We start from the raw sequence: 15,237 nt of genomic DNA, 5'->3' as shown, positions 1-15,237 counted from the left end.
GCACCAGTGTGTGGAACGTGCTAATATAAAAACGAATATAAACACAGTTATTGACTGTAAACCAGATTGACAATTAAGGAACGTAACATGCGATTTATTGATGAAGCCATCGTAACCGTAAAAGCAGGTGATGGTGGTAACGGTATCGCCAGTTTTCGCCGAGAAAAATACGTCCCTCGTGGTGGCCCTGATGGTGGTGATGGGGGTACTGGTGGTGATGTTTATGTCATCGCTGTTGACAATACCAACACCCTAGTCGACTACCGTTACACCCGCCGCTATGATGCGATGCGTGGTGAAAATGGTCACAGTAGGAATTGTTCAGGCAAAGGTTCTGACGATATTTTCTTGTCCGTTCCAATTGGTACGACAATTATTGATACCGAAACTGATGAGGTTATCGGTGATTTAACCGAACTTGAGCAGACGCTATTGATCGCTAAAGGCGGTGATGGTGGTTTAGGTAATACCCATTTTAAGAGCTCCACGAACCAAGCACCGCGTAAAGCAACCTCGGGTTTTGAAGGGGAGCTAAAGGTACTTAAGTTTGAACTCAAAGTTGTGGCGGACGTAGGACTGATTGGCCTACCGAATGCGGGGAAATCAACCTTTATTCGTCAGGTTTCTGCTGCTACCCCAAAAGTTGCTGATTATCCGTTTACTACTTTAGTGCCAAACTTGGGCGTGGTCGATATCGGTCGCCATCGCTCCTTTGTTATGGCAGATATTCCAGGATTGATTGAAGGCGCATCAGAAGGTGCGGGCCTTGGTATCCGCTTCTTAAAGCATGTGGCACGGACGCGTCGTCTGCTACATATCGTTGATGTTCAGCCTATTGATGGCTCTGATCCAGTAGACAATGCCCGTATTATTTTCAATGAGCTTAAGCGTTTCTCTCCTGAGCTGGCTAATTTGCCACAGATTTTAATCTTAAATAAGATTGATCAAGTTATTGATGAAGACGAGTTGAATGAGCTTTGTACGCACATTGTTGCTGAGCTTAATTGGACAGGTGTCGTCTTTCGTACCTCAACTTTAATGGGTGAGGGTACTGATGCCGTAAAATATCATTTGATGAATGAGATTGAGCTTGAGCGCGAACGTGAAGAGGAAGATTCAGACTTTGCCGACGCCCAAAAAGCACGTTTTGAGCGTTTAGAAGTAGAAGTGCGCCTTAACACTGAGGCCCAACGCGAAGCGTACCGTGCTGCTCGTAGAGCGCAGCGTGAAGGTACTGATTTGCCTGATGACGATAGCTTTGATGATGAAGGCTTTGACGACGATGATGATGTCGAAGTGGTCTACGCCCCTTAATTTATACTTTGTAAAAGAAGATACTTATTAGTTTGCAGGGTCTTCCTTTATAAAATAATTATTTATTCTTAGTTTTTTAATTAATACCCGCAATATACAGGAGTTTTTATGGCAGGTGACATGGAACAAACGACCGAAGAAGCAAGGTTTATCAAGCAAACCCGCAACTTTGATATTCAGCGCGTTATTGTCAAGATTGGCTCATCGTTGTTAACCAATAATGGTCGAGGGCTGGATCGAACTGCCATTTACGAGTGGGCAAAGCAGATTGCAAAATTACATAATCAGGGCGTAGAAGTTTTGTTAGTATCCTCCGGTGCAGTTGCTGAAGGGGTGGTACGTATGAATCTTGATGAGCGGCCCAAAAAGCTTGCGGCATTACAAGCCTGTGCCTCTATTGGTCAGATGGGCTTGATTGAAACGTGGTGGTCGGCGCTGATTCAACATGGTATACAAAGCTCGCAGCTACTGTTGACTCATGATGATTTGTCTAACCGCAGCCGTTATTTGAATACCAGCAGCGCGCTCACGCAGTTATTAGAATGGCGTGTACTGCCAGTAATTAATGAAAATGATACGATTACTATTGATGAGATTAAATTTGGTGATAATGATACGCTAGGTGCGATGGCAGCGGCGATGGTCAATGCTGATCTATACATTATTTTGACCGATCAAGAAGGCGTCTTTACTGATAATCCGCGTAATAATCCAAATGCTAAAATGATTCGCCAAGAACGAGCAATGGCTGATTATTTATTTGATATTGCCGGCGATGGCGGTAAACTTGGGCGTGGCGGCATGTTAACTAAAATTCGCGCGGGTCGCTTAGCGGCGATGGGCGGCTGCCCGACCGTGATTGTCAGTGGTGCCATTGATAATGTTATTACTCGTGTCGTGTCAGGTGAGGCAGTAGGAACACTACTAACGACCAATGAACATGATAAAATCATCGCTCGCAAGCAGTGGATAGCAGCCCATTTACGGATGTCAGGTTCTTTAATTGTAGATGCTGGGGCGGCCAGAGCAGTGATTGAGCAAAATAGAAGCTTGTTGCCTGTTGGTGTGGTAGAAGTACGCGGCGACTTTGATGAAGGTGACGTGGTAGAAATTATTCATCAAGACAATGGTGCCCGCTTAGCGGTTGGACAAGTCAACTTTTCATCTACCGATGCGCGCCGTGTCGCCCGCGAACGTACTGGGCAGTTCGATAGAATCCTTGGCAATAATGAAGAGCGTGTGGTTATGGTACACCGTGATAATTTAGCGCTTTCTATGTAAGTCGATGCTCGGAATGAGTAAGCGGTTTATCTACAACAGATACATAGGTGGACTATGAAACTTGCTTATTGTTGGTTAAGCTCGATTGGTTAATTTTTGAATAAGTGAACAAGCTCAACCTAAAGCTAAGACCATAATATGAATTACGTTTTTGCGTAGAAATTTATTTCTTAATGGTTAGCAACGTGTGTATGTTTTAAAAAATTTGCTTTACCTCTTCTTTTTTATTTAACCTTGTATTTAACTTTGACAATAATAAATATTGTTCTATTTTGGAGATTGGTGCATGAGTCTTTCAGACAACAATAATTCAACTACTCAAAAATTTCCTACTTTGAAAAATGACAGATTACTGCGCGCGTTGCGTTTTGAGCCAGTAGATACCACACCGGTGTGGATGATGCGTCAAGCAGGGCGATATTTACCAGAATATAAAGCGACCCGTGCTGAAGCGGGCGATTTTATGAGTTTGTGTAAAGATACCGCTCGCGCCACCGAGGTTACACTACAGCCGTTACGCCGTTTTGATTTGGATGCGTCCATTTTGTTTAGTGATATTTTGACCATTCCTGATGCGATGGGACTTGGTTTATATTTTGAGACGGGTGAAGGTCCTAAGTTTAAATACCCTATCCGTCAACAGTCAGATCTTGACCGAATACCCACCCTTGATGTCAATGATTCATTAGATTACGTCATGCGCGCGGTAACCAGCATTCGTAAAGCGCTAAACGGACAAGTGCCTCTATTTGGCTTTTCAGGCAGTCCTTGGACACTGGCTACTTACATGATAGAAGGTGGTGGTTCAAAAGACTATCGTTATACCAAAGGGTTTTTGTATAGCAAACCGGAATTCTTACATCAATTGCTTGATAAGCTTGCGGTTGCAGTCATTGATTATCTCGATGCGCAAGTTATTGCTGGTGCGCAAGCAATACAGATATTTGACAGCTGGGGCGGGGCGCTTGGTCATCGTCAATTTGTTGAATTTTCGCATGCCTATAACAAGCGAATTGTTGCTGAGTTAAAAGTACGTCATCCTGATATTCCAGTCATTTTATTCACCAAAGGCGGTGGTCTCTGGTTGGACATTCAAGCCGATAGCGAAGCGGATGCTTTGGGATTAGATTGGACAATGCCGTTAGACCGCGCGCGCCAAGTTCTAATTGAGAGCCAACGCCAGTTAACGAAACAGAATAAGAAGGTACAGCGTAACAAAGCCATTCAAGGTAACTTAGATCCTGCGACGTTGTATGGCTCTCCTGAAACGATCCGCTCAGAAGTGAAATTAATGCTCGACAGTGCTTATGCTGGTGGAGAAAAAACTGGCTATGTGGCAAATTTGGGCCATGGTATTACACAGTGGGCCGATCCTGAGCGCGCCAAGGTGTTTATTGATGCAGTGCACGATTATCAAATATAATGACCAGAATTGTCTTTAATAAATGTTCATTCTGTAAAAAGGAGGTCTTATGATTTCAGCAGCTATCGTTGGTGGAACAGGCTATACCGGTATCGAGCTTATTCGTCTGCTATCGGCGCATACTGAAGTGTCCATCGACTTACTAACTTCACGTAGTGAAGCGGGTACGCGAGCTGATGAGATATTTCCAAGCTTACGCGGTGTCTCTGACCTTGTCTTTAGTGATTTAGATGATAAGACCTTATCAACGTTACAACAATGTGATGTAGTGTTTTTTGCCACGCCGCACGGAGTAGCTATGCGCCAAGCTGAAGCTTTAACCCAAGCTGGGGTTAAAGTTATTGATTTGGCCGCTGACTTTCGTTTGCAGTCTTTGTCAGATTTTGAGCATTGGTATCAGCAGCCACATACCTGTCCTGATCTACTAAAAACAGCCGTTTATGGCCTACCGGAGTTGAACCGTGATAAGCTCGCAAACGCCTCCGTTGTAGGTAATCCCGGTTGCTATCCGACTACTGCTATTTTGGGATTAAAGCCTATTATAGAATTGCAAAATCAGCAAGCAATACGTCTAATTGAACCACGTATTGTTATCGATGCTAAATCTGGCGTATCAGGAGCTGGTCGGCAAGCAAGCCTAGCGCTTAACTATGCTGAGACTACTGATAATTTCAAAGCTTATGGCGTAACAGGACATCGTCACCTACCAGAGATTGAGCAGGGTATTGCACAATTATTAAATAGTCAATTTACCCATCGCGTTCGTTTTTTACCGCATTTAATTCCTATGATTCGTGGCATGTTCAGCTCTATTCATATGGAGCTTACTGAAGCCGGCAAGGATATCGACTGGCAAAAAGAATTTGAGGCCAGTTATTTATCAGAGGCTTTTGTTGACGTAATGCCAAGCGGTATTTATCCTGATACCCGTAGTGTCCGTGCCAGCAATCGCTTGCGTATTGCTGTGCATCAAGACAACGAACGGGCCGAGTTGACAGCACTGGTTGTACAAGATAACTTAGTTAAAGGGGCAGCGGGACAGGCAGTTCAGAATATGAACATTATGTTTGGACTTAATGAGACCTTAGGGTTAAACTTTGCGCCTATTGTCCCTTAAATGCTCACTATCACCTATCGTCACTCAGTTACTGCCGTAGATAATCCCAAAAAGGCACTTTAACATGAGAGACGATTAATAATTAATGTTTAATTAATAACGTTTAAACGAGTATTTAATATAGAGTTCAATGTCCTTTTATCACAGAATTTTTACTGTGAAGTCAGCACGCTTACAGCGCTATGCTAGGTATTGACTCTGAATTCCGTTATAATATCTCGCTTTCCTGTTAAGAGATACTGTCTACATGCGTGTTAAGACTGCCCCCCGCTTGCGCTTGCAGCCAGCACGATTGTCGTGTCACGCGCCTGCTTCTATACTTAATGAGTCATCTCAACCCCTAACGTTGAGTGCCAACCAGTTGCGTCCTTTGGTAACTCCTCAAGGCATAATTAGCAGACAGCAGGGAGCAAGCACATTGGTGCTGGCATTGTTTGTAGTAGCTGTGCTGGTAACTGCTATAGTTGCGGTAGTATTTGGTCATAAGCTTGGCTACCAACGCGGCTACTATTCGCTGCAAAATGAAACCAAGCAATCGGCTGTCACTAGTGAACAAGCCGGTAAAGAACTCAAAGAGTTACGCATCAAAAACAAAATCTTAACCAATCAAATATCAACAGCTAAGCAAGAGTTGCTGATCAGTTTGACAAATTTAGATGAGTTACGCCAAACCCAGCAAGCTTTAAAGGTAGAAAGTAAACAAGTCTCTCAGCTTAGTGATTTATATGCAAAAGTGATTACTAAACAGGGCGGTATGCCTCTACAGATTCTTGGTGTTAAGATTGACCCTCTTCCTGAAAATGCTTTTGAGTTCGGTTTTGATGTAGGTATGCTTAGTGAAGATGGCCAAGCAAAGAATTTGGCGGTAACTCTGACTTTGCAGGATAAAGACAACTTTATAGAAGTACCTTTAGAACCAGCGAATTATGCGATTGAAGGTATTGTACGTATACGGGGTCGCTTTGTGATGCCAGCAGGATTTAAGCCGTTACAAGTTAAACTTAATTTAGAAGCCGGTGACCAGAAAGTAGAACAGTTTTACGACTGGAATCTTGGTGATATGGTAGACAATATGCCGCTATCACTTTTAGATTTGCCGGAAGTTGATAAAAGTCCTATTTCTAATGAGACTGCTGGTGCACAACCGAGTACTGCCAAAAAGCTCAAACCTTAATAAATAACTTTTAGCTATTTTATTTTTACTTGCCTAACGTTATTTTTGAATTTAATTTCCTTTGAAACTGTATGGTCATGATGAAACCTCTATTAACGCAAGTAATACCCACTGTTTTAGACTGGCACTTTCCAAGTATGCCAGTAGGTCACCAAGCACAAGACAGCGATCCTGAAGGCGATACGTCGCCACAAGCAGATGTTATGGTCGCAGAGCCGGAAGTTGCTAAGCCACCTATGTATGCGGTGGTTATGTACAATGATAATTACACGCCAATGGAGTTCGTAGTTTATATCTTACAATCAGAGTTTCGCCATAATGTCGATGCGGCGATTGAAATTATGATGACAATTCATAATAGTAGTAAGGGAATTGCGGGTATTTATCCTAAAGATATTGCCGAAACTAAAGCGAAAAAAGTCAATAGTTTAGCGCATCGTGAAGGTTATCCTTTACTAACCCAAATCGAACCACATCAAGGCGAATAGAGTGGAGTATCTACTTTAATTCGCTGCTGATTAATTCTTTACATAACAATTGTTATATAGCTTTTACTTCAAACTAATCTATTTTATTTTCAATTCGTTATGGCTATTTAATAGTGTCCTACTAGCTAATTCTCATTATACCTTCCTGTGCTATCCTCTTAATTCTGCTGCCGCTTTATCTTGCAACCAATTCCACCACCCTTGATTATCATCATAGATAACCTTATATAGATTCTATCGTAGATGGTTATCTATGTTGTCATTAATTCTGTTTGCTTCCTATTTACAATACTTTACCTCTGTATATTCTATGCTTTTCCTTCATTACTCACGTAAATTATGTGCTTATTAGTAGATATCTAGTTTTAGTAAGCGTCCATATAATTCAATAGGGCACGCCAGTTATTTTAGCCAGGTTGCATAGTGTGAGGCTTTTATAAGCTTTGATACATTTTAGTACGTGCTAATCGATTGACTATCAACCTCTATCATGTTGATATGAAGAAAAGCTGACGGTAATTACCAAGACGAATGCTTTTATAATTGTCTTCAATATTTTTGGTTGTATCCGTTAGTGAGTAATCATGCTAATAACTAGACATCACCCTTGAAGAATCTATCTACTGCCCTGATTTAGTAAACATGTGATTCATAAACTATCAAATTATAAAGATAGATATAACCGTAGGAATTCCTTATGTTAAGTCGTCATCTCGAAGTCTCTTTACGTTTAGCAATGACCCTTGCGCGCCAAAAGTCGCATGAGTATCTTACTGTTGAACACCTGTTATTAGCGTTACTAGAAAACACGCACGCTGCCAATACGCTAACTGCCTGCAATGCTAACGTATCAAGCTTACGCACCGAGTTGGAAGCTTATATTAATAAGCACACGCCAACTGTAGATGTAGATATGGAGGAGTCTCCACAGCCTACCCAAAGCTTTGATCGTATTTTACAACGGGCAATTTTCCATGTTCAGTCTATCGGTGGTGGCCGCTTGGTTGAAGGCTCAGATATATTGGTTTCTATGTTCTCAGAGCACGATACTTATGCTGTTTACTTGCTTAAAAAGCAAGGCATTAGCCGTTTAGAGCTGACCCAATACCTATCACATGGTCAGGATAAAGATGAGCCTGCTGAACCGCGTGCATCGATGACTGGTGAGCGCCGTGCGGCATCTGAGAAAACTAGTAAAGATCCTTTAGTGGAGTTTGCCAGTAACTTAAATCAGCGTGCTGCTGAAGGTAAAACAGATCCCTTGATTGGCCGAGGTCCTGAGATTGAACGCGCCGCTCAAGTATTGTGTCGCCGCCGGAAAAATAACCCGTTGTTGGTTGGTGAGCCAGGCGTTGGTAAAACCTCAATTGCTGAAGGTTTAGCTTGGTTGATTATCAATGACAAAGCGCCCAAACCATTGAGTGGCTGTGTCATTTATAGCCTTGATATCGGCTCTTTAATTGCGGGCACCAAGTATCGCGGCGACTTCGAAAAACGTATGAAGTCATTGCTCGATGCGCTTAAGAATAAACCCAATGCGATTCTTTTTATCGATGAGATTCATATGATTATTGGGGCAGGCTCGTCCATGAGTAGTAATATGGATGTGTCCAACCTTATTAAACCAGCTCTTGCTAATGGAGAGCTGCGCTGTGTTGGTTCAACCACTTATACTGAGTATCGTCAGGTGTTTGAAAAAGACCATGCCTTATCACGCCGTTTCCAAAAAATTGATGTGAAAGAACCCAGTGTTGACGAAAGTATCGATATCTTGCGCGGCTTAAAGCCACGTTATGAAGAATTCCATAATGTTGAATATACCGATGCCGCCTTAATCAGTGCGGTACAGCTCTCTTCTAAGCATATTCACGAGCGTTTTTTGCCGGATAAAGCAATTGACGTTATCGATGAAGCTGGCGCGTATAAGCGCTTGGGTGTTATCCCGGATGCCGATGATATCAATGCAGAAGACAGCTTAATTGCTGACTTAGAGCAATCGCTTAACGATGAAGACGTTGATAATAATGATGAAATGCAGGACGAAGCAGCGGCTGCTAAGACCAATGATAAGTCTAAAGCCGTTGATACAAATAAAGCTAAAAATAAAAAGCCCCCTATGAAAATCGATGTGGCTGATATTGAAGCAATCGTTGCGAAGTTAGCCCGTATTCCACCCAAATCTGTATCAAGTGATGACAAAGGTGTCCTTGAGCATCTAGATCGTGACTTGAAACGTTTGGTCTTTGGTCAAGATGAAGCGATTGCGACGCTTGCTGATGCGATTAAATTATCGCGTGCTGGTCTTAAAGAGCCAGAAAAGCCTATTGGATCCTTCATGTTTGCAGGTCCGACAGGGGTGGGTAAGACAGAGGTGTCGCGTCAGTTAGCAAATCTGTTAGGCGTTGAGCTGGTACGCTTTGATATGTCAGAATATATGGAAGCCCATACTGCCTCCCGCTTGATTGGTGCACCGCCAGGCTATGTGGGTTACGATCAAGGCGGCTTACTCACTGAGAAGATTAATCAACATCCGCATTGTGTATTATTATTTGACGAGATTGAAAAAGCGCATCCTGATGTCTTTAACTTGTTACTACAAGTGATGGATCACGGTACATTAACGGACAATAACGGTCGCGTTGCTAGCTTTAAACAAGTCATCGTTATTATGACTACTAACGTGGGCGCAGAGAGTATCAGCCGCTCATCTATGGGCTTTACTGAACAAGATCATAGCCGTGATAATAATGAGTCGCTCAAAAGAGTCTTTAGTCCTGAATTTCGTAACCGTTTAGACGCTATTATTCAGTTTAACCCGCTTGATACTTCGATAGTAGTGTCTGTTGTTGATAAGTTCTTGGTTGAGCTGCAGGTACAGCTTGATGATAAGCAAGTGACTTTAGAGATTGATGATGAGGTACGAGAATATTTAGCTGAGAAAGGTTATGATCGTCTGATGGGGGCACGTCCAATGCAGCGTCTGATTCAAGATGAGATCAAAAAACCGTTGGCTGGTATGATTTTATTTGGTGACTTGGTCAATGGTGGTGTGGTACATCTCACTTTAGAGACAGAGCAAACGGATGGCGAACAAGATACCGTTAGCCTCGATAAAAATAGCGATAAAGGTTCAGCAGATAGCCGTATCATTCTGACAGTAGTCGAAACCCATGAACCAAGCTCAGATTCTGAATCATTAGCCAGCTGAGCAAAGTTGTGTTTAACATAGAAAATATATTTTCAAGATAGAATAGGTTTTTAGATATACATCAAGTAAGTAAAAAACGGTTACTGTTATAGTAGCCGTTTTTTTATTAGCATTTATAATTAACTTCATGCGATGATTGATGTTAGTAGCTTGTCTTATAGTAAAACTCAATACAGTTTTTTGCTACTATTGCTATTATTATTTATATGACCGTCTACTATATGCTTAACTTTTTATAAGTAGATAATATACTTAGATAAAAGTAACCTGTTATGAACTGGTAGGTGATAAAACCACTAAAAATGAGGCTAAATTCTAATGCAGCTATTTGATGATGAACAACTGGATGATAAGGCAGCTAAAACTGCGGAACAAAAACAAGTGATTTTGGACAACGTACGCCTGCCAGAAGATTGGAAAACAGCGTTGGCAGATGAGTTAACTTCGGACAATATGGATAATTTACGTGAGTTTTTAAAGCAGGCTTATCAATCAGATACGAGCGTTTATCCACCCGCAAATTTAATGTTTAATGCTTTTAATCTAACACCTTTATCACAAGTTAAAGTAGTGATATTGGGCCAAGATCCTTATCATCGTCCGGGGCAAGCAATGGGATTATCGTTTTCTGTACCAAAAATAATTCCAAAACCACCGTCACTAAATAATGTACTTAAGGAGATGGCCACTGATATTGGTACTCATTATTCAGCACATGGAGATTTAACTTATTGGGCACAGCAAGGGGTATTGCTACTAAACAGCTCATTAACCGTCAGTGAAGGGGAACCGAACAGTCATCAAAATGCAGGCTGGGAGTCTTTTACCGATGCGGTGATCAATATCATTAATGAGCAAACAGAGCACACAGTATTTATTCTATGGGGTAGTAAAGCACAGAAAAAGGGTAGATATATTAATACTGACAAGCATTTAATTTTGACAGCGGTACATCCATCACCACTAGCAGCCAATCGTGGCGGTTTCTTTGGTTCTAAGCCGTTTTCTAAAACTAATGACTATTTGATTCAGTATGGCCAAACGCCCATAGACTGGCAATTGCCACAGTAAATGACATTAATTAGCAAAGTAAACAGCCATGAGTCTTAGTATGGATAACCGTCTATTACAGTCCCATAATATATCTGCAGATAGCATAAGTACGACTAAGTTTTGGAGCATCCAAGATGTCAAGTGGATGAATTATGCATTAGAATTAGCGCGATGTGGTGCTGGGCGTGGAGAAGTGCCTGTCGGTGCGGTTTTGGTACATGAACAGATAGCTATTGGCAAGGGTTTTAATGAGCCTATTGGTCGTCACGATGCGACTGCTCATGCTGAGATTGTGGCATTAAGGGATGCCTGTCAGCGTTTAAGTAACTATCGGTTACCGCTGGAAACCACCTTATATGTTACTTTAGAACCCTGTACTATGTGCGTTGGTGCGCTTATTCATGCCCGTGTTAATAAACTCGTCTACGCAGCCTTTGAGCCTCGGGCAGGCGTGGTTAGTAGCCAAATGAATTTACCAATGCAACCTTTCTATAACCATAGCATTCAAGTACACCAAGGCTTATGTGCTGAGCACAGCAGTGAGATGCTAAAAGCCTTCTTTCGTAAGCGTAGGCAGGCAAGTAAGAATAATAAAAAAGATTTGGTGAATAAATAAGATATCCACTGAAGTGCTAGTGATAGCATGGTTTATTTGGTATAATAACGCTCTATTTGGCTGCACTAATAGTGTCAGCTGGTAAGTTATTGATAAATAAGCAAGTATTGTTTTATAAGTGTTTACTATGACTGTTGTTACCTCGTTACCCAAATACACAATTATTGATGATGGAACGCAGTATTTGCGCTATCCTGTGATATGTATTGATGGACCGAGCGGGGCAGGTAAAGGCACCGTGGCATGGCGTTTAGCGCAAACACTAGGGTATCAGTTATTAGACTCTGGCGCGCTGTATCGCATAGTTGGTTTGAAAGCTTTTGAGGCTGGATTGCTTAGTGTGGATATACAACAGCTGATTGATGAAACAGTGTTATTAGAATTGACAAAGAGTTTGCAGATTGCTTTTGAGCCTAATAACGTTTCAGGACGCGTTGATATTATCGTTAATGGTCTTAGGGTGGGTGAGCAAGTCCGCAATGAAACCGTAGGCGGATATGCATCACGAATAGCAGTATTTCCACAAGTACGTCAGGCTTTGCTAAAATTACAGCAAGATATGGCAATGCGCTCAGGGCTAGTTGCGGATGGTCGTGATATGGGAACAGTGGTATTTCCTTATGCTGACGTTAAAATATTTTTGACTGCAAGTGCTGAAGCTCGTGCAGAGCGCCGAGTCACTCAGCTTGTGAATGCTGGACAAACAGCTGATTTTGATGCAATTTTAACAACCATTAAAGCCCGTGATGAACGTGATGAGAATCGTGCTATAGCACCTTCAAAACCTGCGGAAGACGCCTTACTTATTGACAGCTCAAGTCTTGACGCTGATACCGTTTATCAACGGATAAAAGAGCAATGTCAAACACAAGGCATTTGCTTTTAATGTTCATGTAAAAAAACAGTATTGATAGATCAGAAGTGGAGAATACAAAAAATCTATTTCATTTGTTCTTATTATAAAATCACACTTATTATTATTGTTTGTGCTTATGAAAATACATACTATAATTATAATGAAGACACGTGTTGCTAGCGAGTATCAATAAAGAGTCTGCTCATTAGCAACAAATGTTTTTTATATATGAGGATATAAGATATAAAACCAGTATCTCGTTTTATATCTTCATAAATTTGATCCGTACTGTGCTGGACAGGATGCGGCTATACAAAGGTAGACATAATGGAATCATTTGCTGAACTATTTGAAGCGAGCATCGAAGAAACAGGTCTGGATATCGAGCGTGGCTCGGTAATCAACGGTACTGTTGTGGCCATCGATAATGACTGGATTACTGTTGATACTGGTCTAAAATCTGAAGGTATTGTCGCTCGTGAAGAGTTTTTAAGCGAAGAAGGTGAACTTGAAGTTGAAGTTGGCGATACTGTAGACGTTGTGGTTGAAGCGGTTGATAACGGTATGGGTCAAACCTTACTGTCACGCGAAAAAGCCAAACGCGTCGAAACATGGAATATCCTTGAAAAAATCTATGACAACAATGAGATTGTAAAAGGCATTATTTCTAGCAAAGTAAAAGGTGGCTTCACGGTAGACATTGGTACTGTGCGCGCTTTCCTACCGGGTTCACTGGTAGATGTTCGTCCTATCCGTGATACGACGCACCTAGAAGGTAAAGAGCTAGAGTTTAAAGTCATCAAGCTTGATCAAAAACGTAACAACGTTGTGGTCAGTCGCCGCGCGGTTATGGAAGCTGAAAACTCAGCTGAGCGCGAAGAGCTATTGAACAAGCTCGAAGAAGGTATCGAGATCGAAGGTATCGTTAAGAACCTTACTGATTATGGTGCATTCGTTGATCTTGGCGGTATCGATGGTCTGTTGCACATCACTGATATGGCATGGCGCCGCATCAAGCACCCATCTGAAGTGGTTGAAGTGGGTCAAGACCTTAAAGTCAAAGTACTTAAGTTTGATCGTGAACGCAACCGCGTTAGTCTAGGTCTAAAACAATTAGGTACTGATCCTTGGGATAACGTTGGCGGAACTTACCCAGTGGGTAGTGTGGTTAAAGCTCGCGTAACCAATCTAACAGATTATGGTTGTTTTGCTGAAATCTCTGAAGGTGTCGAAGGTCTAGTACACGTGTCAGAAATGGATCACACCAACAAAAATATTCATCCATCAAAAGTAGTACAAGTTGGTGACGATATTGATGTGATGATTCTTGATATTGACGAAGAACGTCGTCGTATCAGCTTAGGTATCAAACAGACTCTAGCCAATCCATGGGACGAGTTTGATAAGAAACATGAGCGCGGTGATAAAATCACTGGTACGATTAAATCAATCACTGACTTCGGTATCTTTATCGGTTTAGATGGTGGTATTGATGGTTTAGTGCATTTATCTGATATTTCATGGAACGAAACTGGCGAAGATGCTATCCGTAACTACAATAAAGGTGACACCGTAGAAGCTATGGTATTGTCTGTAGATTCAGAAGCAAATCGTATTAGCTTAGGCGTGAAACAATTAACATCAGATCCATTCAACGAATACCTAGTCAATAATGACCGCGGTGCTATCGTTAATGGTAAAGTGAAAGAAGTTGACGCCAAAGGTGCAACGATTGAACTTGCTGATGAAGTTGAGGCATACCTACGCGCCTCTGAAATTCAGCGTGATCGCGTTGAAGATGCCACTAAGCATCTGACTGTTGGTGATGACGTTGAAGCTAAAATCATCAGTGTTGATCGCAAAACACGTAACATTAGCTTGTCAATCAAAGCTAAAGACGAAGCTGAAGAACGTCAAGCGATTAAAGACTTGGGTAGCAGCTCTGCTCCGCAAGCCGCATCATCTGATGCACAACCAAAAACTATTGGTGACTTAATTAAAGAGCAAATGCAATAAGCTTATTTTATTAATAACTAATAGTATTTTTAGTACATAGCAATACAATGAAAAAGCGACTTCGGTCGCTTTTTTGTGTCTGGATTTTATTTTCATAAAAAATTGATAATATTAGACTAAGCTTTTCATTAATGTAACTAAAACTTCACTACGAGGCGTTTTAGTTGCGACTATCATTTGCAAGGTTGAGTAACAAAATGTAAAATACAGCTAAGTGTTTGAAACGCTGCAAACTTTTATTTATTAGTATTAAGATACGTTAACTAGGATGATCAATCAGATTGATTGCTGTTGTTTGATAAATTCTAGATATACACTACTTACTATGAGCTTTACCCCCCAATTTATAATAACCATTAATCAAAGAGGCAAGCAAAATAATGCAACAAGCTATCAATAAGTCTGATTTTATTAATAATTTGAGTGCTAATTGTGACACTATAACTGATATGGTTATTGATGACGCTGTGCGCGAGATTATAAACCTAATGATAGAAACTTTGGCAAATGATGGACGAGTAGAAGTTCGCGGTTTTGGTAGTTTTTGTTTACATCATCGTCTTGCTCGCACAGGACGCAACCCTAAAACAGGCGAGAATGTACTAGTTCCTGCTAAAGCTATTCCCCACTTTAAGCCGGGTAAAGCACTGCGTGAAGCTGTAAATGATAAAGTAACCTTGACATAAAGCGT

Annotated in this window: 12 protein-coding genes; all 12 read left to right on the top strand. The window is 41.4% G+C overall.

Annotation, left to right across the window (positions count from 1 at the left end; translation table 11 throughout):
* The first annotated feature begins 87 nt into the window (after positions 1–87).
* The 12 genes from cgtA (at position 88) to ES754_RS04595 (ending at position 15,232) form a co-directional block, all read left to right on the top strand.
* Positions 88–1,314 carry an Obg family GTPase CgtA gene (gene cgtA / locus ES754_RS04650; RefSeq protein ID WP_147222480.1) on the top strand — a complete coding sequence of 409 codons (1,227 nt, stop codon included), beginning with the start codon at positions 88–90 and terminating at the stop codon, positions 1,312–1,314.
* A 108-nt stretch (positions 1,315–1,422) separates the two neighbouring features.
* Positions 1,423–2,595: a glutamate 5-kinase gene (gene proB, locus ES754_RS04645; protein WP_147222477.1), complete on the top strand. Its 1,173-nt coding sequence runs from the start codon at positions 1,423–1,425 to the stop codon at positions 2,593–2,595.
* 286 nt (positions 2,596–2,881) lie between these two features.
* Positions 2,882–4,018: a uroporphyrinogen decarboxylase gene (gene hemE, locus ES754_RS04640; RefSeq protein WP_147222475.1), complete on the top strand. Its 1,137-nt coding sequence runs from the start codon at positions 2,882–2,884 to the stop codon at positions 4,016–4,018.
* 49 nt (positions 4,019–4,067) lie between these two features.
* Entirely contained in the window at positions 4,068–5,135 is a 1,068-nt protein-coding gene (gene argC / locus ES754_RS04635) for an N-acetyl-gamma-glutamyl-phosphate reductase (protein WP_147222473.1), read from the top strand.
* Between the two features lie 247 nt (positions 5,136–5,382).
* Positions 5,383–6,309, top strand: a complete 927-nt coding sequence (locus ES754_RS04630; RefSeq protein ID WP_147222471.1) for a hypothetical protein — start codon at positions 5,383–5,385, stop codon at positions 6,307–6,309.
* A gap of 77 nt (positions 6,310–6,386) precedes the next feature.
* Complete coding sequence (locus ES754_RS04625; RefSeq protein WP_147222469.1) at positions 6,387–6,797, top strand: ATP-dependent Clp protease adaptor ClpS; 411 nt, start codon at positions 6,387–6,389, stop codon at positions 6,795–6,797.
* A gap of 697 nt (positions 6,798–7,494) precedes the next feature.
* A complete protein-coding gene (gene clpA, locus ES754_RS04620) occupies positions 7,495–10,005 on the top strand; it encodes an ATP-dependent Clp protease ATP-binding subunit ClpA (protein ID WP_147222465.1) in 2,511 nt (836 codons plus the stop codon).
* 318 nt (positions 10,006–10,323) lie between these two features.
* Positions 10,324–11,076, top strand: coding sequence for a uracil-DNA glycosylase (locus ES754_RS04615; RefSeq protein WP_147222463.1), 753 nt, complete (start codon positions 10,324–10,326; stop codon positions 11,074–11,076).
* Positions 11,077–11,104: 28 nt separating this feature from the next.
* The gene (tadA, locus tag ES754_RS04610) at positions 11,105–11,674 is read left to right on the top strand and encodes a tRNA adenosine(34) deaminase TadA (RefSeq protein ID WP_420849924.1); all 570 of its coding nucleotides are present in this window, start codon (positions 11,105–11,107) and stop codon (positions 11,672–11,674) included.
* Between the two features lie 127 nt (positions 11,675–11,801).
* Positions 11,802–12,560, top strand: a complete 759-nt coding sequence (gene cmk / locus ES754_RS04605) for a (d)CMP kinase (RefSeq protein WP_147222459.1) — start codon at positions 11,802–11,804, stop codon at positions 12,558–12,560.
* 294 nt (positions 12,561–12,854) lie between these two features.
* Positions 12,855–14,546 carry a 30S ribosomal protein S1 gene (gene rpsA / locus ES754_RS04600; RefSeq protein ID WP_170231088.1) on the top strand — a complete coding sequence of 564 codons (1,692 nt, stop codon included), beginning with the start codon at positions 12,855–12,857 and terminating at the stop codon, positions 14,544–14,546.
* A 380-nt stretch (positions 14,547–14,926) separates the two neighbouring features.
* Positions 14,927–15,232 (top strand): HU family DNA-binding protein, encoded by a 306-nt coding sequence (locus tag ES754_RS04595; RefSeq protein WP_147222456.1) that lies wholly within the window; start codon positions 14,927–14,929, stop codon positions 15,230–15,232.
* The last annotated feature ends 5 nt before the right edge of the window (positions 15,233–15,237 follow it).

The sequence above is a fragment of the Psychrobacter frigidicola genome, assembly GCF_007997305.1.
GTDB lineage: Bacteria > Pseudomonadota > Gammaproteobacteria > Pseudomonadales > Moraxellaceae > Psychrobacter > Psychrobacter frigidicola.
This window is presented reverse-complemented; position numbering and strand designations above follow the sequence as displayed.

Coding starts and splice junctions, on each gene's coding strand:
- tadA (WP_420849924.1), top strand. CDS start 11,105: ATGAGTCTTAGTATGGATAACCGTCTATTACAGTCCCATAATATATCT.
- clpA (WP_147222465.1), top strand. CDS start 7,495: ATGTTAAGTCGTCATCTCGAAGTCTCTTTACGTTTAGCAATGACCCTT.
- cgtA (WP_147222480.1), top strand. CDS start 88: ATGCGATTTATTGATGAAGCCATCGTAACCGTAAAAGCAGGTGATGGT.
- proB (WP_147222477.1), top strand. CDS start 1,423: ATGGCAGGTGACATGGAACAAACGACCGAAGAAGCAAGGTTTATCAAG.
- hemE (WP_147222475.1), top strand. CDS start 2,882: ATGAGTCTTTCAGACAACAATAATTCAACTACTCAAAAATTTCCTACT.
- ES754_RS04630 (WP_147222471.1), top strand. CDS start 5,383: ATGCGTGTTAAGACTGCCCCCCGCTTGCGCTTGCAGCCAGCACGATTG.
- ES754_RS04625 (WP_147222469.1), top strand. CDS start 6,387: ATGATGAAACCTCTATTAACGCAAGTAATACCCACTGTTTTAGACTGG.
- ES754_RS04595 (WP_147222456.1), top strand. CDS start 14,927: ATGCAACAAGCTATCAATAAGTCTGATTTTATTAATAATTTGAGTGCT.
- ES754_RS04615 (WP_147222463.1), top strand. CDS start 10,324: ATGCAGCTATTTGATGATGAACAACTGGATGATAAGGCAGCTAAAACT.
- argC (WP_147222473.1), top strand. CDS start 4,068: ATGATTTCAGCAGCTATCGTTGGTGGAACAGGCTATACCGGTATCGAG.
- cmk (WP_147222459.1), top strand. CDS start 11,802: ATGACTGTTGTTACCTCGTTACCCAAATACACAATTATTGATGATGGA.